The 21,958-nt window shown below is 71.7% G+C and carries 20 protein-coding genes and 1 riboswitch; of the genes, 5 read left to right on the top strand and 15 right to left on the bottom strand.

What is annotated here, in order from left to right; translation table 11 throughout:
* Positions 1–7: 7 nt before the first annotated feature.
* Entirely contained in the window at positions 8–3,007 is a 3,000-nt protein-coding gene (locus tag AOM05_RS01685; protein WP_062518893.1) for a sigma-70 family RNA polymerase sigma factor, read from the bottom strand.
* Between the two features lie 162 nt (positions 3,008–3,169).
* Here AOM05_RS01685 and AOM05_RS01680 point away from each other — a divergent pair, with 162 nt between their 5' ends.
* Together AOM05_RS01680 and AOM05_RS01675 are read left to right on the top strand one after the other, a co-directional pair.
* Entirely contained in the window at positions 3,170–3,943 is a 774-nt protein-coding gene (locus AOM05_RS01680; protein WP_156164987.1) for a hypothetical protein, read from the top strand.
* Between the two features lie 178 nt (positions 3,944–4,121).
* Positions 4,122–4,733: a TetR/AcrR family transcriptional regulator gene (locus tag AOM05_RS01675; protein ID WP_062518890.1), complete on the top strand. Its 612-nt coding sequence runs from the start codon at positions 4,122–4,124 to the stop codon at positions 4,731–4,733.
* Between the two features lie 19 nt (positions 4,734–4,752).
* Here the strand turns inward: AOM05_RS01675 and AOM05_RS01670 are convergent, their stop codons facing one another.
* From AOM05_RS01670 to dnaK, 4 genes are all read right to left on the bottom strand, one after another.
* Complete coding sequence (locus AOM05_RS01670; RefSeq protein WP_062518888.1) at positions 4,753–5,166, bottom strand: heat shock protein transcriptional repressor HspR; 414 nt, start codon at positions 5,164–5,166, stop codon at positions 4,753–4,755.
* Between the two features lie 55 nt (positions 5,167–5,221).
* Complete coding sequence (locus AOM05_RS01665) at positions 5,222–6,190, bottom strand: DnaJ C-terminal domain-containing protein (protein ID WP_062518886.1); 969 nt, start codon at positions 6,188–6,190, stop codon at positions 5,222–5,224.
* A gap of 17 nt (positions 6,191–6,207) precedes the next feature.
* Positions 6,208–6,759: a nucleotide exchange factor GrpE gene (gene grpE / locus AOM05_RS01660; protein ID WP_228373172.1), complete on the bottom strand. Its 552-nt coding sequence runs from the start codon at positions 6,757–6,759 to the stop codon at positions 6,208–6,210.
* 76 nt (positions 6,760–6,835) lie between these two features.
* Positions 6,836–8,689, bottom strand: a complete 1,854-nt coding sequence (dnaK, locus tag AOM05_RS01655) for a molecular chaperone DnaK (protein WP_062518881.1) — start codon at positions 8,687–8,689, stop codon at positions 6,836–6,838.
* A gap of 163 nt (positions 8,690–8,852) precedes the next feature.
* Between dnaK and AOM05_RS01650 the strand changes: the two genes are divergently transcribed.
* Positions 8,853–9,311, top strand: a complete 459-nt coding sequence (locus AOM05_RS01650; RefSeq protein ID WP_062518879.1) for a rhodanese-like domain-containing protein — start codon at positions 8,853–8,855, stop codon at positions 9,309–9,311.
* A 15-nt stretch (positions 9,312–9,326) separates the two neighbouring features.
* Here AOM05_RS01650 and AOM05_RS01645 read toward each other — a convergent pair whose 3' ends face one another.
* The 7 genes from AOM05_RS01645 to dcd all read right to left on the bottom strand — a co-directional run bounded on the left by AOM05_RS01645 (position 9,327) and on the right by dcd (position 15,892).
* Complete coding sequence (locus tag AOM05_RS01645) at positions 9,327–10,007, bottom strand: GNAT family N-acetyltransferase (RefSeq protein ID WP_062518877.1); 681 nt, start codon at positions 10,005–10,007, stop codon at positions 9,327–9,329.
* Positions 10,008–10,047: 40 nt separating this feature from the next.
* A complete protein-coding gene (locus tag AOM05_RS01640) occupies positions 10,048–10,698 on the bottom strand; it encodes an ABC transporter ATP-binding protein (RefSeq protein WP_082097173.1) in 651 nt (216 codons plus the stop codon).
* The gene (locus AOM05_RS01635; protein WP_062518875.1) at positions 10,695–12,335 is read right to left on the bottom strand and encodes an ABC transporter permease; all 1,641 of its coding nucleotides are present in this window, start codon (positions 12,333–12,335) and stop codon (positions 10,695–10,697) included. The genes AOM05_RS01640 and AOM05_RS01635 overlap by 4 nt, the downstream gene beginning before the upstream one ends.
* A gap of 10 nt (positions 12,336–12,345) precedes the next feature.
* Positions 12,346–13,437, bottom strand: coding sequence for a thiamine ABC transporter substrate-binding protein (locus AOM05_RS01630; RefSeq protein ID WP_156164986.1), 1,092 nt, complete (start codon positions 13,435–13,437; stop codon positions 12,346–12,348).
* A gap of 21 nt (positions 13,438–13,458) precedes the next feature.
* A riboswitch (TPP riboswitch) is annotated at positions 13,459–13,585 on the bottom strand.
* 27 nt (positions 13,586–13,612) lie between these two features.
* Complete coding sequence (locus AOM05_RS01625) at positions 13,613–14,338, bottom strand: hypothetical protein (protein ID WP_156164985.1); 726 nt, start codon at positions 14,336–14,338, stop codon at positions 13,613–13,615.
* A 214-nt stretch (positions 14,339–14,552) separates the two neighbouring features.
* Complete coding sequence (locus AOM05_RS01620; protein ID WP_062518871.1) at positions 14,553–15,320, bottom strand: hypothetical protein; 768 nt, start codon at positions 15,318–15,320, stop codon at positions 14,553–14,555.
* Positions 15,320–15,892 (bottom strand): dCTP deaminase, encoded by a 573-nt coding sequence (dcd, locus tag AOM05_RS01615; RefSeq protein WP_062518870.1) that lies wholly within the window; start codon positions 15,890–15,892, stop codon positions 15,320–15,322. Before dcd ends, AOM05_RS01620 begins: the two co-directional genes overlap by 1 nt.
* Positions 15,893–16,004: 112 nt before the next feature.
* Between dcd and AOM05_RS01610 the strand changes: the two genes are divergently transcribed.
* A complete protein-coding gene (locus tag AOM05_RS01610) occupies positions 16,005–16,610 on the top strand; it encodes a DUF6518 family protein (protein ID WP_062518869.1) in 606 nt (201 codons plus the stop codon).
* A gap of 19 nt (positions 16,611–16,629) precedes the next feature.
* On the opposite strand, the gene AOM05_RS01605 is transcribed toward AOM05_RS01610, so the two are convergent.
* From AOM05_RS01605 to AOM05_RS01595, 3 genes are all read right to left on the bottom strand, one after another.
* Entirely contained in the window at positions 16,630–16,914 is a 285-nt protein-coding gene (locus AOM05_RS01605) for a PLD nuclease N-terminal domain-containing protein (RefSeq protein ID WP_062518867.1), read from the bottom strand.
* A 95-nt stretch (positions 16,915–17,009) separates the two neighbouring features.
* Complete coding sequence (locus AOM05_RS01600) at positions 17,010–18,647, bottom strand: SPFH domain-containing protein (RefSeq protein WP_062518865.1); 1,638 nt, start codon at positions 18,645–18,647, stop codon at positions 17,010–17,012.
* A 29-nt stretch (positions 18,648–18,676) separates the two neighbouring features.
* Positions 18,677–19,207, bottom strand: a complete 531-nt coding sequence (locus AOM05_RS01595) for a hypothetical protein (protein WP_062518864.1) — start codon at positions 19,205–19,207, stop codon at positions 18,677–18,679.
* A 313-nt stretch (positions 19,208–19,520) separates the two neighbouring features.
* On the opposite strand from AOM05_RS01595, the gene AOM05_RS01590 reads away from it, so the two are divergent.
* Positions 19,521–21,944 (top strand): glycoside hydrolase family 94 protein, encoded by a 2,424-nt coding sequence (locus AOM05_RS01590; protein WP_062518863.1) that lies wholly within the window; start codon positions 19,521–19,523, stop codon positions 21,942–21,944.
* Positions 21,945–21,958 lie beyond the last annotated feature (14 nt).

The raw sequence follows: 21,958 nt of genomic DNA, 5'->3' as shown, positions 1-21,958 counted from the left end.
GTCGCCCCTACTTGTCCGGCGTGATGGTGAGCACGATCGAGTTCACCAGGATCGCGTCCGCCCGCCCGCTGTAGAGCTGCACGGTGTGGTCGCCCGCGCCCACCTTCTTGGACTTGAAGAGCTTCGCGTCGGTGCCCAGCGAGTTGCCGAACGCCGAGCCGAACGCCGTGGAGTCCGCGGCGTTACCGGAGTTGGCGCCCACGATGTTCTTGCCGTTCCAGCCCTGCGGCAGGAGGGTGTCGCCGTCGATCGAGATGCGGTTGTCGTGCTTTCCGCGGTCGCCCTCGAAGGCCACCAGGCCGAGGCTCACGCGAGCGCCGCCGTCGGTGTGGAACGGGATGTCGACCTGCGAGTCGAACAGCCAGTGCGAGCCGTCGAGGACCACGACCTCGGACTCGGGGAGGTCCTCGTTCTCGTAGACGATGGTGATCGCGAAGCCCGCGTAGTAGTTGCCCCAGAGCGACCAGTAGTTGGCGGGCAGGGCGATGTCGGCGAGCGCGTAGCCGCCGTTGCCGCCGGCAGCGACCAGGTCGGTGATGTCGGCGCTCGCCTGGTAGTAGAGGTAGCCGAGGTCCGTGCTGGTCTCGACCTCGTCCGCGGTGATGTCGACGTAGTCGCCGCCCGGTGCGCGGAGGCGGGCATCGGCGAGGTCGCCGGTCCAGCCGTTGAGGAAGCTGCGGTTCGCGGACCACGTGAGGGTCGCGCTCAGCACGTTCGAGCCCGCGGGCATGAGGTCGGTGTCGAGCACCGTCTCCGCCGAGCTGGTGGCCCCTCCCGCGAGGTTCAGCGGGCGCATCACCTGGGTGTCGTTGTCGTAGCGGTCGTTCGCGTCGGAGCCGGTGAAGGACATCACCTGCTGGCACTCGCGCACCGCGAGGTCGCAGCCGAGCAGCGGGGAGCCGACCACGGTCGCGGCCACCCGGCCCGTGCCCTCCCAGTCGGGGTCGAGGTCCGGGTCATCCGCCGCCTCGAGCGCGGTGCGGACACTGAAGGTCACCGAGTCGTCGCCCGACGAGGCGCTGAACACGGTCACGGCGTCGTCCGCGAGCTCCTGCGCCGCGGTGATCGCGCTGAGGTCGAGGTCGATCGCGGTGGAGGAGCCGGCGCCGAGCGAGTCGAGCGTGCACTCGACCTCGCGGCGGTCGTTCGAGACCTCGCAGGTCCAGTCGCCGACGGTCACCGCGGACGCGAAGGCGAACTCGAGGTACGCGTTCAACGCGTCGGTGCTCAGCGGCGTCGATCCGCCACCGCCGCCCGCGGGGGCGGAGAACGTGAGGCCCTCGGGCAGCACGATGCTCGCGGTCACGTCCTCGGCCGCGTCCTCGCCGCCGTTGCTCAGGTCCATGGAGACCGCGGGAGCGTTGCGGGAGATCGTCAGGAAGTTGAGCGGGGGAGCGGCGATCGAGAGAGCCGTGCGCGGGGTGGGGTCGCCGCCACCGTCGCCGCCACCGTCGCCGCCACCGTCGCCGCCACCGTCGCCGCCACCGTCACCGCCACCGTCACCGCCACCGTCGCCACCGTCACCGCCACCGTCACCGCCACCGTCGCCGCCGCCACCGTCGCCACCGTCGCCGCCGTTGGAACCGCCACCACCGTTGGAACCGCCGCCACCGTTGGAACCGCCGCCACCGTTGGAACCGCCGCCACCGTTGGAACCGCCACCGGCGGAACCGTCCGGGTCCTGACCGTCGGTGCCGGTCGCCCCCTCGTCCGTCCCAGCGTCGTCGACCACCGGCGGCGCGTACACAGGCAGCCCTGCGAGATCGTCGACCGGGGCCTCGGAGGCGTCACCCGCAGGGATCTCGCTCGTCTCGTCGACGGGCTCCTCGCCCGGCGCTCCGGCGTCCTCGCCCGACTCGTCCGACGGGCTCGGTGAGGCGGTCGCGCCGCCGGCCGCCGCATCGTCCCCGGTGTCGGAGGGGGTGAGCTCGGCAGCCTGCGTGCCGGCGTCTCCGCTGTCGGACTCGCCGATGATCCCGAAGACGCTGGCGCCGGTCGCGATGAGCGACACCACGCCGATGGTCGCGGCGGCGGGCAGAGCGATCGCCGCGACGGCGTTCGCGATCGCCGCGATGCCTCCCGCGGCGGCGCCTCCGCCGATGCTGGTGACCGAGGCGCCACCGGCCGCGGTCGCGGTGCCCGCGGCGCTCGCGGTGGAGGAGGCGGCGACGGCGCCCTCGCCGAGCGCGCCGCCCACGGGCAGACCGCCCTCGAGCGCCTTGACGCCGAGCAGGCCCAGGAACAGCGGCGCGACCACGGCCCGCAGGCCACGGTTGACGTCCTCGAGCTCCGCCACGAGCGCGGCGCACTTGTCGCAGTTGCGCACGTGGTCATCGACGCGCGTGTGCTCGCGCTTGCTCAGCCCGCCGCGCACGTACGAGCCGAGCTGCGCGTTCGCCTCGAGGCAGTTCACGGTGTCGGCGACGTTGAGGTGCTGCTGGAGGTAGGCCTGGCGGAGGGCCTCACGGGCGCGGTACGCGAGGGCGGCCACGCCGTTGGCGGACAGACCCAGCAGCGGCGCGATGTCCTTGGGGCTCTTCTTCTCGATCTCCGTGTACCAGAGCACCGCGCGCCAGCGCTCGGGGAGCGACCGGAACGCGTCCGCGACCATGGACTGCTCGAACGACTCGAGAGCGGGCTCGTCCGAACCCGCCTCGTATCCGATCGCGGACTCGAACGGCGACATGTCGTCGCGCGGGCGCGCGCGATTCGCCTTCTCGATGATGTCGAGGCCCGTGCGGCGCACGATGGTGAACAGGTACGCGCGGAAGGCCAGGTCCGGACCGTCGCCCTGCTGGAGCGCACGGAGGATCCGCGAGAACGCCTCGGAGACCACGTCTTCCGCGTCCGCCGCGGTGTTCGTGTACTGGAACGCGACCTTGCGCGCGGCGTCAGCGTGACGCTCGTAGAGCACGCCGAAGGCAGCCGGGTCGCCCGCGCGTACGCCGGCGATCAGCTCTGGGTCGCTGGACGTCTCCGTCCAGAGCGACAGCGCCTCCTGCGACATTCCGTGCTCACTCCTGTAGCCGGATCAGTAGGGGCATTCTTCCTGGTGCGGTGGGGGCGTACAAGCACCGTGAGGGGTTTGTCACACTTCGAGATCCGGGTTCTCAGAAAAAAAGTTCCGGAAGTCGCGTCATCACACCGTCATGGCCCCCTCTCATGGGGCATGACAAGCGAGGTGAACGTCCCGGGTGCAGCTCCCGCCATGCCGCTGCTGCGCCGTTGGGAGGCCGCGAGCATCGGGACGGTGTGGCGCCGTCCCGGCGACTGGTTCACCCCCGCCGCGGAGGCGCTCGCCGAGGCCCTCGAGGGCCGGCTCGACACGTCGCCCGCCGCGTACCGCCTGGGCCACGCCCGTGCGCTCGCCGGCGTGGGCATCACCGAGGCCATCGACGACATGGCGGTGCTGTTCCGCGCCGCCGGCTACGAGGCCGCTCCCATCCGCTCCATCCGCGCGCTGTGCGAGGGCTGGACCGAGGGCGACGCCGCCGCGCGCGTCGAGCCCGTCATGAACGACCCGGAGTCGGGGCTCGGCAGCAACGACTACCTGGTCGCCCGCCTGGGCGAGGTGTACGGCACGGCCGAGCGTGACGGGATGACCGTGAGCGGCACCCACGCGCTGGTGCTGGTCGACGTCGCCGCGGCGGACACCGACCCGTGGCAGCGGATGGCCAGGAACGCCGCCATCGGCCAGTCGCTCCGCGACGCCTACGGCAAGGGCCACCCGATGGCCCGCCTCGCCGATGGCCTGTACGCGGTGCTCGTCGAGCGCGGTCCCGACATGGGCCGCGGCGTCGCCGAGCTCCGCGACCACATCTCCCGACGCGCCGTGCAGATGCGCGTCGGCAACCTCATGCGGCAGCCGCCGCGCGTGTGGATCGAGTCCCTTCCGGACCTCCACGAGTACGCGGTCGAGCTGGTGGATTCACTCCACCGCTGAGGGGGGAACGAGGGGCCGGTACCGAGCTGAGGGCGGTGCCGGCCCCTCGTCGCACGTGGCCGGCCTTCGCGTGACGTCTGAGGGACGATGCGCGGGGGCCGGCCGCAGTCGGCTCACCCGAGCAACGGGTTCGGTTTGAGGGTCACCGAATGTACGCCGTTCACTTATCATTTAACCCATGCTCGAAGCCCCTGTCACCGACCTCCGCGCCCGACTCCTTGGGAGCGCTCTCACGATCATCGCGGAGCAGGGCGCGAGCGCGCTGACGGTGAGGGCCGTCGCGAAGGCCGCCGGGTGCTCCACCATGGGCGTGTACACCCACTTCAGCGGCAAGTCGGGACTCATCGACGCCGTGGTCGAATCCGGCTTCGACGCGCTCGACCAGTCGCTGGCGGCGGCGTGGGACGCCAGCGGCGGAGGCCGCGACGGACTGGTGGCGACCGCCGAGGCCTACCAGGCGTGGGCCTTCGCCTCTCCTGCGCAGTTCCAGACCATGTTCGCTCCCGCGATCGCCGGCTACGAGCCGTCGGAGAGCACCCGCGAGCGCACCTGGGAGACCTTCTACGCACATCGTGCCCGCGTGGCCTCCGCGCTCGACTCGGCCGACGCGGACCCGACGGCGTGGCACGACTCGGCGACGCGCCTGTGGGCGTTCACCCACGGTCACGTCGCGGTCGAGCTGCTGCGCCAGGCGTACGCGACCGCCGACATCGCGGCGTTCGACGCCTCCGAGGTGTCCGTGGTGATCGACCACGAGCTGGCGCGCGCCAGCATGGACATCGCCGGCTAGGAGACCCGAGCGGGGTCCGCTACTCGCGCACCCCGGTCCACACGACCACCGCGCGGCCCTCGTCGCGCCGCACGCGACGCCCGCGCTCCACGATCACCACGTTGCCCGTGGGGCCCGTGGTGAAGATGCGGGACCCCGTGTCGGCGCGCGGGCGCAGGCGCTCGACCTCGCGCTCGAGCCGCTGAACCTCGTGGGACAGGTGCAGGATCCGCTTGATGCCGGCGAGGTTGATGCCCTCGTCCTGGCTCATGCGCTGGATCTCGCGCAGCGTCGCGACGTCGCGCAGCGAGTAGCGGCGGCCGCCGCCGGGGCGACGGCGGGGGACCACCAGGCCCAGGCGGTCGTACTGCCGGAGCGTCTGGGCGTGCATGCCCGCGAGCTCCGCGGCAGCGGAGATGAGGAACACCGGCTCGTCGACATCTGGCTGCTCCATGGTCCACCTCCCTCGCGCCCACGCTAGCGGGCGTGCGTTCTCCCTGGTGTGAGGCCTACCGTGCGGCGTCCTTGTAGAGGTGCTCGCGCGGGTCCTGCTCGCCCAGCTGCTCGGCGAGCGCCTCGACCGCCTTCTTCGCGTGGCGCGACAGCTTGTGCGGCACGGCGACCTCGACGGTGACCAGCAGGTCGCCGGTGCCCTTCTTCGAGGTGAGGCCGCGGCCCTTCACGCGGAGCGTGGTGCCGGACTGCGTGCCCTGCGGCACCTTCACCTTGACGGTGTCGCCGGTGAGCGTGGGGACCTCGACCTGCGCGCCGAGCGCGGCCTCGTCGAACCGCACCGGCAGCTTCATGCGCAGGTTGAGCCCGTCGGTGGTGAACACCGGGTGGGGCTGCACGTGCACCGTGAGGAGCAGGTCGCCGTTGGGTCCGCCGTTGGTACCCGGGCGGCCCTTGCCGGGCACCCGGATCCGCTGGCCGTCCTTCACGCCCACGGGGAGGCGGGTGGAGAGGCGTCCGCCGTCGGTGCCGAGCGTCACGGTCGCGCCCTCGGCCGCCTGGCGGAAGGACACCTCGACCGCGGCGGCGAGGTCGCCGCCCTTCTGCGGGCCGCGGTTGAAGCCGCCGCCACCGAAGATGCCGCCGAGGATGTCCTCGAAGCCGCCGCCACCGCCGGTCTGGAAGCGGACGTTGCCGCCGCCGGGGGCGCCGCCGCCGAACATCCCGCCGAACATGTCCTCGAAGCTGCCCGAGCCGCCGCCGGGGCCGCCGGCCTGGAAGCGGGCGCCGCCGCCCATCGCGCGGATCTGGTCGTACTGGCGGCGGTCGTCCTCGTTCGAGAGGACGGCGTACGCCTCGCCCACGTCCTTGAACCGCTGCTCCGCCGATGAGTCGTCGGGATTGCGGTCCGGGTGCAGGTCGCGGGCGAGGCGGCGGTACGCCTTCTTGATGTCGTCCTGGGTGGCGTCCTTGGAGACGCCCAGCGCCTTATAGAAGTCCTTGTTGAACCAGTCCTGGCTGGCCATGGCGTCCCCCTCCGTCCCTACTCGGGCTGCGCGACGATCACGCGGGCGGGGCGGAGCACGCGCTCGCCCACCTTGTGACCCGGCTGCGCGACGTGCTGGACGGTGGGCTCCGCCACCTCGGTGCTGGGCTGCGACATCAGCGCCTCGTGGAGCTGCGGGTCGAACACGTCGCCCGCGGCGCCGTAGGCGGACCAGCCGAGGCCACCGAGCGCGGCCTCGAGCTTCGCGGCGATGGCCGCGAACGGGCCGTCGACAAGGTCGCCGTGCTCGCGCGCGGCGGCGATGTCGTCGAGCGCCGGGATGAGCGCCTCGATGGCCTTCGCGGTCGCGTTGGTGCCGATCAGCTCGCGGTCGCGGTCCACGCGCTTGCGGTAGTTGACGTACTCGGCCTGCAGCCGCTGCAGGTCCGCGAGGTGCTCGGCGGCCTTGAGCTCCGCCTGGTCGAGCGCGGTGTCCGCGCCCTGCTCGTCGGCCTCGATGTCGGACGCCGCCTCGTTGAGGATGCGCTCGGCCTGCGCCATCGCGTCGTCCTGAGGCTCGTCGGGGGTGGGGTTCTGGTTCTCGGTCATGCTCGCCTCCATGCGGAGACGGCGGGCGGCGGTGCGGTGTCCTGCGACCCCGCTCCGCACGCCCGCCGTCGTGCCGTTACTTCTTCTCGTCCTCGTCGTCGACGATCTCGGCGTCGACCACGTCGTCGTCCGACGCGGCCTGCTCCGAGGCGCCCTCGCCGGCAGCGGCCTCGGCCTGCTGCGACGCGTAGACGGCCTCGCCGATCTTCTGCGCCTTCTCGACGAGCGTCTCGTGCTTCGCCTTGATGTCTTCGACGTCGTCGCCCTCGAGCGCGGTCTTCACGTCGGCGATCGCGGACTTGACGTCCTCGGTCACCTCGGCGGGGACCTTGTGCTCGTTCTCGGACAGGATCTTCTCGGTCGAGTAGGCGAAGGTCTCGGCGTTGTTGCGGACCTCGGCCTCCTCGCGGCGCTTCTTGTCCTCCTCCGCGTGCTCCTCCGCGTCCTTGACCATGCGCTCGATGTCCTCCTTGGAGAGGGCCGAGCCGCCGGACACCGTGATGGACTGCTCCTTGCCGGTGCCGCGGTCCTTCGCGTGGACGTGGACGATGCCGTTAGCGTCGATGTCGAACGTCACCTCGATCTGCGGGACGCCGCGCGGGGCCGGCGCGATGCCCGACAGCTCGAACGTGCCGAGCATCTTGTTGTCGCGGGCGAACTGACGCTCGCCCTGGTAGACCTGGATCAGCACGGAGGGCTGGTTGTCCTCGGCGGTCGAGAAGACCTCCGACGACTTGGTCGGGATCGCGGTGTTGCGCTCGATCAGGGTGGTCATGACGCCGCCCTTGGTCTCGATGCCCAGGCTCAGCGGCGTGACGTCGATGAGCAGGACGTCCTTGCGCTCGCCCTTGATGACGCCGGCCTGGAGCGCGGCGCCCACGGCCACGACCTCGTCGGGGTTGACGCCCTTGTTGGGCTCCTGGCCGCCGGTGAGCTCGCGCACCACGTCCGCCACGGCGGGCATGCGGGTCGAGCCGCCGACGAGTACCACGTGGTCGATGTCCGCGAGCTTGATGCCCGCGTCCTTGATGACCTGCTGGAACGGCGCCTTGGTGCGGTCGAGCAGGTCGGACGTCATCTGCTGGAACTGCGCGCGGGTGAGCTTGGTGTCGAGGTGGACGGGGCCGTTCTCGCCGATGCTGAGGTACTGCAGCGAGATCTGGGTCTGCTGCGCGGAGCTCAGCTCCTTCTTGGCCTGCTCGGCGGCCTCGCGGAGGCGCTGGAGCGCGGACTTGTCCTTCGACAGGTCGACGCCCTCGGTGTTCTTGACCTCCTTGACCAGGTGGTCCACGATCCGCTGGTCCCAGTCGTCGCCGCCCAGGCGGTTGTCGCCCGCGGTGGCCTTGACCTGGATGGTCGAGAAGTCGTCCTCGTCCTTGCCCACCTCGAGGAGGGACACGTCGAACGTGCCGCCGCCGAGGTCGAAGACCAGGATGAGCTCGTCCTCCTTGCCCTTGTCGAGGCCGTACGCGAGGGCCGCGGCGGTGGGCTCGTTGACGATGCGCAGGACGTTGAGGCCCGCGATCTCGCCGGCCTCCTTGGTGGCCTGGCGCTCGTGGTCGTTGAAGTACGCGGGGACGGTGACGACGGCGTCGGTCACCTTCTCGCCCAGGTACTCCTCCGCGTCGCGCTTGAGCTTGCCGAGGATGCGGGCCGAGATCTCCTGCGGCGTGTACTTCTTGTCGTCGATCTCCGTCGACCAGTCGGTGCCCATGTGGCGCTTGACCGATGCGATGGTGCGATCGACGTTGGTGACCGCCTGGCGCTTCGCGATCTCGCCGACGAGGACCTCGCCGGTCTTCGAGAACGCGACCACCGACGGGGTGGTGCGAGCGCCCTCGGCGTTCGCGATGACGGTGGGCTCGCCACCCTCGAGGACCGACACCACCGAGTTGGTGGTGCCGAGGTCGATGCCAACTGCACGTGCCATGTCTGTCTCTTCCTCCAGTAGTTGAGCGACTGAGACTCAACTTATGTCGCGCCCCGGGGCGTGTCAAGCCGGGCGGGCGAAAGTTGAGCGAACTCTGCTCAAGTTCTCAGGAGGTGCCGCCGGGATCTCGACTGGACCCGCGCATCGTCCCTAGGCTCGCCGCATGGATCTCGCCGCCGCCCGCGCCCACTTCGCCGCCAAGCTCGCGTTCGAGACGGACGTCTCGGACGTCCACGCGGCGCTCGACGGCGGCGACCCGGGGTTCGTGCTCATCGACACGCGCAGCCAGGAGGCGTGGGATCAGGGCCACGCGCGCGGCGCGATCCACCTGCCCAAGCCCGACATGCCCGCGCGGATCCCGGCGGAGTATGCGGCGGACACCAGGTTCGTCGTGTACTGCTGGGGACCCGGGTGCAACGGCGCGACGCGCGCGGGGCTGATCATCACCGAACTCGGCTACGCGGTGCAGGAGATGATCGGCGGCTTCGAGTACTGGGCGCGCGAGGGCCTGCCCGTCGACGCGGTCGGGACGGACGGTGAGGCCGTCGACGCGACCTATCCCGTGGACCCGCTCACGTCTCCGCTGCCCGCGGCGGGCGCGAGGATCGCCTGCGACTGCTGACGGGCGTGTGCGCGGCTACCTTGCGACCCGCACCCGCTGCACCACGTTGGCGGTCTCGCGGCGCGTGAAGCCCAGGTGCTCGTACAGGCGGAGCGCCGTCGTGTTGCCCGCGCCCGTGTGGAGGAACGGGCGTCGCCCCGCCTCGTGGACGCCGTGCGCCACCGCCTCCATGAGGCGCGTCGCGAGGCCGCGGCCGCGATGCGTGTCGCGCGTGCACACGGCGCTGATCTCGGTCCAGCCGGGCGTGGTGAGCCGCTCGCCGGCCATCGCGACCAGCCGTCCGTCCTCCTTGACGCCGTAGTAGGCGCCCGTGAGGTGGGTCTCGGAGGAGAAGGGGCCGGGCTGCGCCTCCGCCACCAGGTCGACCATCGCGGACGCGTCCTCCGCGGTGAGGCGGACCACGTCCGGGTGGGCGCGCCCGAAGCCGTCGGGCGCGGTCATCTGCACCACGTCGAAGCGCCCGAGCTCCTCCCAGCCGTCCGCGACCTCGACCGGGAGCCCGAAGAGGATGAGCTCGTCATCCCCGGCGACTGCGGCGAGGTCCTCCCAGTCCGCGGCGGTGGGCTCGGGAGGCAGCGCGCCGAACGGGGCGACGGTGGGGCGGTAGCGCGCGGCCTCGCCGCGGCGGATCGCGAGGGGACGGTGCGCGCCGGACAGCGCGTGGAAGGCCGGGTTGTCGAGCTCGTGGGGGGACATGCAGCCATTCTCGGGCCTCGCGCCGCGGGCGCCGGACCGCTCAGACCAGCAGCCCGTCCTCCATGCGCAGCACGCGGTCGGCCATGACGTCCGCCTCGGCCGGGTCGTGGGTCACCACCAGCCCCGTGGTCCCGGTGGCGCGCAGCAGGTCGCGGACGTCGACCGCGAGGCGGCCGCGGAGGTCCGCGTCGAGCGAGGACAGGGGCTCGTCGAGGGCGAGCAGGCGAGGGCGCGGCGCGAGCGACCGCGCCAGGGCCACGCGCTGACGCTGCCCGCCGCTGAGCTCCGTCACGGCGCGTCCGCCAAGCTCTTCGAGCCCGACCATCGCGAGCAGCTCCGCGACCCGCGCCTCCCGGGATGCCCGCGGCACGCCCGCCATCTCCAGCCCGAACGCGACGTTCGCGGCCACCGTGAGGTGGGGGAACAGCTGGCCGTCCTGGAACACCAGCCCGAAACCGCGCCGGTGCACCGGCACGCGCGCGAGGTCCTCGCCGTCCCAGGCGACGGTCCCGCCGGCGAGCGGCGTCACCCCCACCACGGCGGACAGCAGGGAGGACTTGCCGCAGCCGGACGGGCCCAGCAGCGCCACGATCTCGCCCGGGCCCACGTCGAAGGACACGCCCCGCACCGCCTCGACCGGCGGGGTGCCGGGGTAGGTGACGCGCGCATCGTCCACGCGCAGCCCGCTCATATCTCCGCCCCCACGGTGGTGCGCAGCCGCTCGGAGGCGAGCATGACGGCCGCGGTGACGGCGGCGAGCAGGACGGATGCGGCGAAGGCCATGCCCACATTTTCGATGCCCGGCCGCGACAGCAGGCGCGCGATGGCGGTCGGCAGGGTGGGCACGTCGGGGCGCGCGACAAAGGCGGTCGCCCCGAACTCGCCCATCGCGATCGCGAAGGCGAAGGCCACGGACGCGCCGGCCGCGGAGCGCAGCAGCGGCGCGTCGACCCGCCACAGCACCCGCCACGGGGAGGCGCCCAGCGTCGCGGCGGCGGCGCGCAGCCGCGGGTCGATCGCGCGGGCGGCGGGAAGCAGCGCGCGCACCATCAGCGGCAGCGCCACCACCGCCTGCGCGATCGGCACCAGCCACCAGGACCCGCGCAGGTCGACGCCCAGCACCGAGCGGTTGAGCGTGAGCAGAACGCCCAGGCCCACCACCACCGCCGACACCCCGAGCGGCAGCATCACCAACGACTCGAGCCACGAGGCCCGCCGCGACCGCCGCGCGACCAGCTGCGCCGTCACGATCCCGACCACCCCCGCGATCGCGGTGGCCGCCGCCGCGGTGAGCAGCGACGTCACCATCGCCTCCCACACGGGGGCGGACAGCGTCGAGCGCAGGGGCGGCTCCCCGAACAGCGCCGCGTAGTGGTCGAGCCCGTACCCCCCGACCACGCGCAGCGACCGCTCGATCAGAGCGAGAGCCGGCAGCACCAGCAGCACCAGCGTGGGAGCCAGGGCCGCCGCGACGGCGAGCCTCTCGCGCCCGCCCGGCCGGCGCATCGTCTCCACGGACGCCGGCGGCCGCGGCGACCGTGCCCGCGCGCTCACCCACAGCGCGATCCCGACGAACACCACCTGCACCAGCGCGAGCACCGCGGCCGCGCGCAGGTTGAGGAACTGGTTGACCTGCACGTAGATCTCGGTCTCGACGGTGCGGATGCGGGACCCGCCCAGGACCAGCACCAGCGCGAAGGACGTCGAGCAGAACAGCATGACCACCGCGGCGGACGATGCGATGGCCGGCTTCAGCGCCGGCAGCGTCACCCGGGCGAAGGCCCGGGCGGGCGAGGCGCCCAGGGTGCGCGCCGCATCGTTCAGGCGCGGGGACAGCGACTCCCACGCGCCGCCCACGATGCGCACCACCACCGACACGTTGAAGAACACGAGCGCGAGGATGATCGCCGCCATCGACTGGTCGAGGCCCAGGAAGCCCAGCAGGCCCGAGGCGGAGAACAGGGCGGAGAAGGCGGCGGCGACCACGATGGTCGGCAGCACGAACGGCACCGTGACGAGCGCCCGCACCGCACGGCGCCCCCGCCACTCGTAGCGGGACAGCGCCCACGCGGCGGGGATGCCGAGCGCGAGGGAGCCGGCCGTGCCGCCGAGCGCGAGCACCACGGTGGTGCCGATCGCGCGCAGCGTGCGCTCGGAGGAGAGCACGGCGATCGCGCCGGCGAGGTCGCCGCGGCCGAGCCCGTCCTCGCCGAACAGCCCGCGCACGATCACCGTGCCCGCGGGCCACAGGAAGAACAGCCCCAGGAACACCAGGGGGATGCCCGCGAGCACCCACCAGAGGCGGGCGCTCGCGGGCCAGGGGATCATCGGGGCGTGCTCAGTCGAGGACCGCGGCGGTCCACTCGGCGATCCACGCGTCGCGGTTCGCGTCGATCTCCGCGGCGTCGAGGGTGAACGGCGCGTCCGCGAGGGGGGCGAACTCGACCCACTCGGCGGGCAGCTCGACCGCGGTCGACACGGGGTAGACGTACATGCTCTCGGGGAGCGTCACCTGGAAGTCGTCCGAGAGCAGCCAGTCGACCACGGCCTGCGCGCCGGCCGGGTTCTCCGCGCCCTCGAGGACGCCCGCGTACTCGACCTGGCGGAAGCAGGTGTCGAGCATCGCGGCGGTGGTGGGCTCGCCGTCGATGACCTCCGACGGCGGCGAGGACGCGTAGCTCAGCACCACCGGGTAGTCGCCGCCGTAGTTCGGGGCCGAGAAGTCGGTGAAGTAGCTGTCCGACCACGAGGCCGTCACGCGCAGGTCGTTGGCGCGCATCGCCTCCCACCAGTCGAGCCACGAGTCGCCCATCGCCGCCTTGGTCGCGAGCATGAACGCGAGGCCGGGGGAGGAGGTCGCGGGATTGGTGACGGACACCTGGCCGGCGTGGCTCGCGTCGGTGAGCTGGTCCAGCGTGGGCGCGCCGTCGGGGAAGGCCGCGAGGTCGTAGTTGAGGCACACGTCGGAGAAGTCGACCGCGGTGAGGAGGTCCTCGGCGCCGGGGATCGCGTACGCCGCGGCGTCGCTGGCCGCGGGCGCCGCGCTCGCGTACGGGGCGAGGACGCCGCCGTCGATCGCGCGCGAGGCGAACGTGTTGTCGATGCCGTAGACGGCGTCGCCCAGCGGCGCGTCCTTGGTGAGCACCAGCTGGTTCACCAGCGTGCCCGCGTCGCCGGGCTGCACCAGCTCGACGTCCAGGCCGGTCTCGGCCTCGAAGGCGGCCAGCGCCTCGTCCGGGACGTAGAAGCTGTCGTGGGTGACGAGGCGGACGGTGCCGCCCAGGGGCGCCTCAGCCGGCGCGCTCGCGGTCGCGTCCGCGGTCTCCGCGGTGGACGATGCGCCGGGCTCGGTCGCCTGCGAGCAGGCGGCCAGGGCGAGGGTCAGGCTGGCGAAGGCGGCCGTCGTGGCCGCGGTGCGCGTCATGCGCATGGGTTTTCCTCCCGGAATAGGAGGGGACGAGACTCGACTCCCTACGCCGGTGCGAGCCGGATCAGGTTCGAGGGTCTGCGGCGTTCCGCACTCTCAGCGCCCTGGTTCCGTCCGGTGTCCCGGCGGAGGCGCTCCCCTGTCGTGTCCGGCCAGGATAGCGCGGGTTGCATCGCGCTCAGTGCGCGGGTGGGACCGCCTCCAGGCTGTCCCGCACGCCCCACGCGGCCATGATGGCTGCGTTCTCGTTGGCCGAGACCGCGGTGCCCACCGCGAAGGAGTTGCCCAGACGCTTGAGCGTGAAGACCTCGTAGACGACGTCGCCGTCCTTGCTGATCTCGATCGGCATGGTGGCCTCCAGCGTGTCCGCGGCGGTGCTCTGGTACCAGTCGATCGGTGACGGCGTCACATCGAGGCCGGAGGCGCGCAACGCCTCCACCTCAGTGTCGAGGAAGGCCTGGAAGTCCCCGTCGGTCGGAGGGCCGTTGGAGGTGAGGTGGATGACGTACACCAGTTCGTCGTCGCGGCCCCGGGTGTTCCATGCGCCGACGAGATCCACGTCGACCGAGGCGTAGGAGGCCGCCATCGCGGACACGTACGCTTCGAGGTCCGCAGTGTCGGCGATGGGCTCCCACGAGGGCAGCGGGGTCAGTTGCCACTGACTCCGACCGAAGACCACCGGTTCCATGCGCTCGAAGCCCTCGAACGTCTGCGAGGGCCGAGGCGCGGCGCTCGTGCTGGGCGCGGCCTCGGGTGACGCCGACTCGGAAGGGGTCGGGCTCGGTGTGGCGGGAGCCGGTGACGCGGCGATGATCTCGGCGCCGCCGACCGTCTCCTGCTGGTAGCTCAAGGCGACCGGTATCGCCACCGCAGCGCCCAGAGAGGCGAAGAAGCCTCCGATCATGACGCCCCCGATGACGATGAGCGCGACGCCCCACCCCGGGACGTCGCGGCGACGCTCAGTCGCCTCACCCATCACCGAGTGCGGGGGAGCCATCGCGACAGGGTCGGCGAACGGATCGTGGCTCATGGTTCCCCCAGGTGGAGCGGGCGTCGGCTGCTGCCGGGAGTCTAGGGCGCACCGACCCTCACGACGGACCGTCTCGCCGCTCGCGACCTCAGCGCGCGACGATCCCCTGCGCGACGGTGCGCGTGACGTCGGTGCAAGGCAACGAGGTGAGGTCTGCGGAGCCGTAGACGAACACCAGCGAGTCGCCCGCGTCGATCGTGACGAGGCAGTCGTGCGTCGGCCAGCCGTCGTACGTGACGTCGGCCTCGATCTCGTAGGCCGTGTAGCCCTGCGCCGTGGTCACGGCGCGCTCGGCCGTGACCTCCATCGAGTCGGCGTCGGTGACCCAGGTGTCGAGGAAGGTGTGCCCCTCGATCTCGGCGCCCGCGCTCGCGAGCGCATCGTGAGACGCGTAGATCTCGACCCAGGTGGCCGGGTAGTCGATGTCGCCGTCGGCGACCATGGACGCGACGGACTCGATCTGCCCCGTGAGGACGTTGCCCTCGTCGACGCTCGCGAAGTCCTCCCACTGCTCCCACGTCGGGTCGAACGAGTAGGCGAGCCGCCCGGACACGGAGTCCGCCTGATCCCAGCCCGCCGGCACGGCCTCGGACAGCGGCACGGCGTCGGGTGCGGGAGAGCTCGCGGCGGCGATCCCCTGCTCCACGCCCTGCATGAAGGGCACCGCCACCAGCGCGGAGGCGACCCCGAGGCCGCCCTGGAGCACCAGGCCGCCGACGACGATGAGCGCGACGGACCAGCCAGGGATGTCGCGGCCGGGACGCGGGGGCGGCGGCGCGTCGAGGTCGACCGGCGCGTGGCCCGGTTGCGCGGCCATGCGGCCCGAGGCCGCAAGGCCCGTGAACAGGTCGCTCATCAGATGTCGATGCGGTGGAAGTTCTGGAAGCTCTTCGACGCGGTGGGGCCCCGCTGGCCGCGGTAGCGCGATCCGTAGCGGTCCGAGCCGTACGGGTGCTCGGCGGGCGAGGACAGGCGGAAGAAGCACAGCTGGCCGATCTTCATGCCGGGCCACAGGTTGATCGGGAGCGTCGCGGTGTTGGACAGCTCGAGCGTGACGTTGCCCTCGAAGCCGGGGTCGATGAAGCCGGCGGTCGAGTGGGTGAGGAGGCCCAGCCGCCCCAGCGAGGACTTGCCCTCGAGGCGGGCCGCGATGTCGTCGGGGAGCGTCACGGACTCGTAGGTGGACCCGAGCACGAACTCGCCGGGGTGCAGCACGAACGGTCCCTCGCTGATGTCGACCAGGCGCGTGAGCTCGGGCTGCTCGGCGGCGGGGTCGATCGCCGCGTACTTGTGGTTGTCGAACACGCGGAAGTAGCGGTCGAGGCGCACGTCGATGGAGGAGGGCTGGATCATGTCGGGGTCCCACGGGTCGAGGGCGACCCTGCCCGCCGTGATCTCAGCGCGGATGTCGCGGTCCGAGAGCAGCATGGTGCCCAACCTAGTGCGCGCGCCCGGACGATGCGAGGACCGCCGGAGATCGGGGCGACCGTCAGGGCGATCCCCGATGCGGCGGGACGGCGTCCTTGGCTACGGTCTCCCCGTGCAGCCGGTCCTCCTGTCCTTCCTCCGTGTGGTGTTCACCGCGTGGGTCGCGCTCATCCTTGGCGGGCTGACCCCGGTGGCGCAGGGTGTGCTGCCCGATGAGGTGGCGTCGCTCGCCAACTCGGTCGCCGGGTGGACGGTACCTACGGCGGCGCTCGTCTGGTGGCTCGCTCGCTCGCGCGTCGAGGCCGCCTTGGGCGGCGCGGTCGCGTTCGTGGCGCTCACGCTCGGCTACTCCGTGGTGTCCGACTGGCGCGGGGAGCACTTCGATCCGACCTTCTGGGCGACGCTCGGGCTCGTGGCGGGTCCCGTGATCGGGCTCGCGGCTCACGCGCTGCGGAGCACCGCGCGGGAGGCGGCGGTCGGCGCCGGCGTGCTGGCCGGGGTGCTGATCGGAGAGGCGGTCTACGGCCTCACCGTGATCGCGGACACCACCAGTCCGGTGTTCTGGTGGATCTGCGCTGCCGCCGGGGTGGTCCTGCTGGGCGCGATGTGCGTGAGGCTCGCGCGCCCGGGCGTCATCCTGCTGGCGTGCGTCACCACCGTGGCCTTGGCGGGGGCGTTCGTGGTCGCGTACCGGATGCTCGGAACAGTCGGCACCTGACGGTCGCGCCGCGAGATGGCTACTCGCCGCCGAGCCGCCGGCGCCGCTGCTGCTCGTTCAGCCACACCTGGTAGGCGGGGTCGTCATCGGGGGCGATCGGCGCGGGCGGCCGCGGGCGCTGCGTGGGTCCGCCGAGCATCCGCAGCAGGATCCACGCGCCCGCGCCCACCCACGGCACCAGCAGGATGATGAGGATCCACGCCGCCTTGGGCAGGTGCTGCGGGTGGTCGGACGGCTGCTGGACCACATCCGCGAGCGCGTAGACCGTCATCGCGATGTACAGCAGCACGGGTAGCAGGCGCATGATCGGAATGTAGCGCCCCACTCCGCCTCTGACCAGGGACGTTCGTGGCGGGACGCGCGCGCCCCGGACCGAGGCCCGGGGCGCGCGTGCAGGGATCAGGCGTGCCTGACGCCAGGGAGGTCGGGCTCGTCGGCGGCGGGACGGGCGTCGCGCCCCGCTCCCGCCTCGACCGCCGCCCGCCCGGCGGCGGCACCGCCCACCGCGCCCTTGATGAGGTCGCTGATGCCGAAGCCCGTGACGGACGTCATGACCTCCTCGGTCTCCGTGAAGAGGTTCGCGGCCTGGCGGGTGACCGCCGACGCGCCCTCCGTCGAGACCACGGTGAGGCTGTCGATCGACGCCATCGCCTTGCCCATCTCGCCCACGATCGCGGGCATGCCGTCGAGCGCGATCTCGAGCACGCCCACCTGCGGCATGTTCTCGTACGCGGCCTTCTTGGCGTCGATGCCCTCCGCCTCGGCCTTGCCCTTGGCGGCGATCGCGGTGGCCTCCGCCTCGCCCTTCGCGCGCACGGCCTCCGCCTCGGCGAGTCCCGTCGCCTGGACCACGCGTGCGGCCGCGGATCCGCGGGCCTCGTCGGCCGAGGCCTCCGCACGGCCCCGAGCTTCCTCGGCGGCCGCCTCCGCGCGGCCCCGCGCCTCGAAGACCGCGGCGTCGGAGAGGCCTCGAGCCTGGTTCGCGGCAGCCTCCGACTCGCCCGCCTGGCGCGTCGCCTCGGCGACGCCCTTGGCCTTGGAGATGGCGGCCTCGCGCTCGGCCTCCGCCTCCACCTTGGTGGCGTACGCGGTCGCGTCCGCGGGCTTGCGGACCTCGGACTCGAGGCGCATCTCGGTCACCTCGGCGCGCTTCGCCTCGGCCAGGCGCTCCTGCTCGTAGATCTCGACGTTGCGCTGGGCCTCGGCGATGGGGCCGGCGGCCTTCGCGTTGGCCTCCGCGGTGTCCGTGTCCTGCTGGATCTCCGCCATGCGGAGCGCGAGGGTGCGGTTCGCCTCGGCGATCTGCTGCTCCGCGGCGGCGCGCTTCTGCTCGGACTCGCGCCGCGCCTCGGCCTCGGCGATCTCGGCGTCGCGTCGCGCGATCGCCGCCTGGCGACGGCCCAGGTCCTGGATGTACCCCGACGGGGTGGTGACGGACTGGATGTTGAGGCCCTCGAGCACGAGCCCCCACTCCGAGCACGCCTCGCCCGTGACCTTCATGACGCGGTCCTTGAGCGCCTCGCGGTCGGAGTTGATGTCCTCGACGGACATGGTGCCCACGATGGCGCGCATGTCGCCTTCGATGTTCTGCTGGACGAACCCCTCGATGTTGGCGGGGTTGACGTTGAAGCGCTCGATCGCGGCGCGGACGGACGCCTCGTCGCCGCCGATCTTCACGTTGGCCACGCCCTCGAGGTTCACCAGGATGTTCTGGTTCGACGGCGACTCCTGGACCTTCCAGTAGATCTGGCGCGTCTCGAGCGAGATCTTGTTGTAGCGCTGGGTGAAGGGCACCACGAACACGCCGCCGCCGCCGAGCACCACCTTCGACGGCACCGGACGCGACTCGTGCGTGACGGTGCCGTCAGCCGCGCGGATCGCGACCTGCGTCTTCGACTTCGAGCCGGACACCACGAAAGCCTCGTCCGGGTCGGAGACCTTGTAGCGCGACGCGATGGCCCAGACGACCACCACGGCAGCGACCACCGCCGCAGCGATCGCGATCAGAGTGAGCGCGTCTCCGTCGAGACCGAACATGTACTGCCCCCTTGGTGAGTGACGGCTCCCTAGCCGGAGTGGCGGGAGACCTTGATCTGGTGGGTCGAGAGCACCGCGTCGATGACCACGTCGTCACCGACCGCCAGCTGCTCGTCGCTGCGGAAGCCCATGCGGCGGTTCTGCCCGAGGAACGGGACCAGCGCGGTCCCCAGGCCGCCCGGCGTCGCGGGTGCCTCGATGACGGTGACGACGCGGCCGACGACGGTGCCGAGGTCCGTCGCGCCGTCCTCCTGCTCCTGGCCGCGGAACACCCGATGGGCGCCGAAGGCCAGCAGCCAGCCGGCGATCGCGCCCGCGAGGCCGATGGCGATGACGGTGCCCAACCCGGCGTCGTCGATCCCGAACGCCGCGGCGGCGCCCGCGAACCCGAAGCCCGCGACGGTGGCCGCGATGGTGGTCGAGCTCAGCGCGCCGTCGGGCAGCACGTCGAGCGCGACGTCGAAGAGGTCGCCGACGATGGCGGAGACCAGCGCGAGGATCAGGGCGAGCCCTCCGAGCCCCAGCAGCATGTAGCCGACGGTCGCGGTCTCGAATCCCATGTCGCTCGCCTCTCGAATGCGGCCGGTGCGCCAGCGCCCCCGCGCGGCCGGGCCTGCCCGAACCCTAGCGTCGCGCCTGGTCCTCACGTGGCACGCCGCGCCCGCGGCCCACCGGCCCCGCGCGAAGGGACGATGCGCCGGTCACCCGGTGCGCGCATCGTCCCCCGGCCGTGTGGCGGGCCTCCCCGCCCGGCCGCGCGAACTCGTGAGAGCGCTCTCTCGCATTTAACGAATCGTTTCGATAAGGTGGATCCCGACACTCAGCCGGAGGCGCCGCACGGATGCGCGCGCCCCGACACGAAAGGCACCGCCCATGCAGTTCGGCCACTTCGACGACGAGGCCCGCGAGTACGTCATCACGACGCCGCACACCCCCTACCCGTGGATCAACTACCTGGGCGCCCAGGACTTCTTCGGGCTCGTGTCGCACACGGGCGGCGGGTACAGCTTCTACCGCGACGCGAAGCTGCGCCGCCTCACGCGCTACCGATACAACAACGTGCCGGTGGACGACGGCGGCCGCTACTTCTCGATCAACGACGGCGGCGACGTGTGGAGCCCCGGCTTCCGCCCGTACAAGACGGAGCTCGACAGCTTCGAGACGCGCCACGGCATGGGCTACACGCGCATCACTGGCAGCCGCAACGGCCTCGAGGCCTCGGTGCTGCTCTTCGTGCCCGTGGACGTCAACGCGGAGATCCACCGCGTCGCGCTGACCAACACGAGCGACGCCCCTAAGAGCTTCTCGCTGTTCAGCTTCCTTGAGTTCAACCTGTGGAACGCGGAGGACGACCAGACCAACTACCAGCGCAACCTCTCGATCGGCGAGGTCGAGGTGGTCGACGGTGCGATCTATCACAAGACCGAGTACCGCGAGCGTCGCGACCACTACGCGGTCTACGGCGTGAACGCGGAGATCGCGGGCTTCGACACCGACCGCGACACGTTCCTCGGGTTCGGCAACGGCTTCGACGAGGCCGCCGTCGCGCACGCGGGCAAGGCTCAGAACAGCGTCGCGTCGGGCTGGTACCCGATCGCGTCGCACCAGCTCGAGGTCACCCTCGAGCCCGGCGAGTCGAAGGCCTTCACGTTCGTGCTCGGCTACCTCGAGAACCCGCGCGATGACAAGTGGGAGGCGCCCGGCGTCATCCGCAAGGACGGCGCGCGCGAGCTGCTCGCGAGGTTCGCGACCGACGAGCAGACGCTCGCGGAGTTCGCGAAGCTCAACGAGTACTGGGACGGCCTGCTGGGCTCGTACACGGTCGAGTCGGGCCACGAGAAGCTCGACCGGATGGTCAACATCTGGAACCAGTACCAGTGCATGGTGACCTACAACATGTCGCGCTCGGCCTCGTTCTTCGAGACCGGCATGGGCCGCGGCATGGGCTTCCGCGACTCGTCGCAGGACCTCCTCGGCTTCGTGCACCTGGTGCCCGAGCGCGCCCGTGAGCGCATCATCGACATCGCGTCGACCCAGTTCGAGGACGGCAGCGCGTACCACCAGTACCAGCCGCTCACCAAGCGCGGCAACCACACGCTGGGCTCCGGCTTCAACGACGACCCGCTGTGGCTGATCCTCGGCGTCGCCGCCTACATCAAGGAGACCGGCGACTTCGCGATCCTCGACGAGATGGTGCCGTTCGACAACGACGAGTCCAAGGCCGCCTCCCTCATGGAGCACCTCAAGCGCTCGTTCGACCACCCGCTCAACAACGTCGGTCCGCACGGCCTGCCGCTCATCGGCCGCGCCGACTGGAACGACTGCCTCAACCTCAACTGCTTCTCCACCGAGCCCGGCGAGTCCTTCCAGACCACCGGCAACCGCACCGGCGGCGTCGCCGAGTCGATCTTCATCGCGGGCATGTTCGCGGCGATCGGCCCGGACTACGCGGCGCTCGCGCGCCGACGCGGGGACGATGCGGAGGCCGAGCGGGCGGAGAAGGCCGTCGAGGAGATGAGGGCCGCCGTCATCGAGCACGGCTGGGACGGCGAGTGGTTCCTGCGCGCCTACGACTACTTCGGCAACAAGGTGGGCTCGGCCGAGAACCCCGAGGGCCAGATCTGGATCGAGCCGCAGGGCTTCTGCATCATGGGCGGCATCGGCGTCGAGGAGGGCCTCGCGGAGAAGGCGCTCGACGCGGTGGAGGAGCGGCTGGGAACCGACCACGGCATCGTCCTGCTCAACCCCGCCTACACCGAGTACCACGTCGAGCTGGGCGAGGTCACGTCCTACCCGCCGGGCTACAAGGAGAACGCGGGCATCTTCTGCCACAACAACCCGTGGGTGATCATCGCGGAGACCGTGGTGGGCCGCTCCGAGCAGGCGTGGGACCACTACAAGCGCATCACCCCCGCGTACCGCGAGGAGATCTCCGAGGTCCACCGCCTCGAGCCCTACGTCTACGCGCAGATGATCGCCGGCAAGGACGCGGTCCGTCACGGCGAGGCCAAGAACTCGTGGCTGACCGGCACCGCGTCGTGGAACTTCGTCACCGTGTCCCAGCACCTGCTGGGCGTGCGTCCGGACTACGACGGCCTGGTGGTCGACCCGTGCATCGGCGCCGAGGTGTCAGAGTTCACCGTCCGCCGTGTGGTCCGCGGCGCGACCTACGTCATCAAGGTCGCCAACTCCGGCGGCAAGGGCGCGTCCCTGGTGGTCGACGGCGAGGCCATCGAGGGCTCGCTGGTGCCGTACGCGGCGCCGGGCTCCGTGGTCGAGGTGGTCGCCACGGTCTAGCAGTTCCTTCTCGG

This window comes from Demequina silvatica (assembly GCF_000971215.1).
GTDB lineage: Bacteria > Actinomycetota > Actinomycetes > Actinomycetales > Demequinaceae > Demequina > Demequina silvatica.
This window is presented reverse-complemented; position numbering and strand designations above follow the sequence as displayed.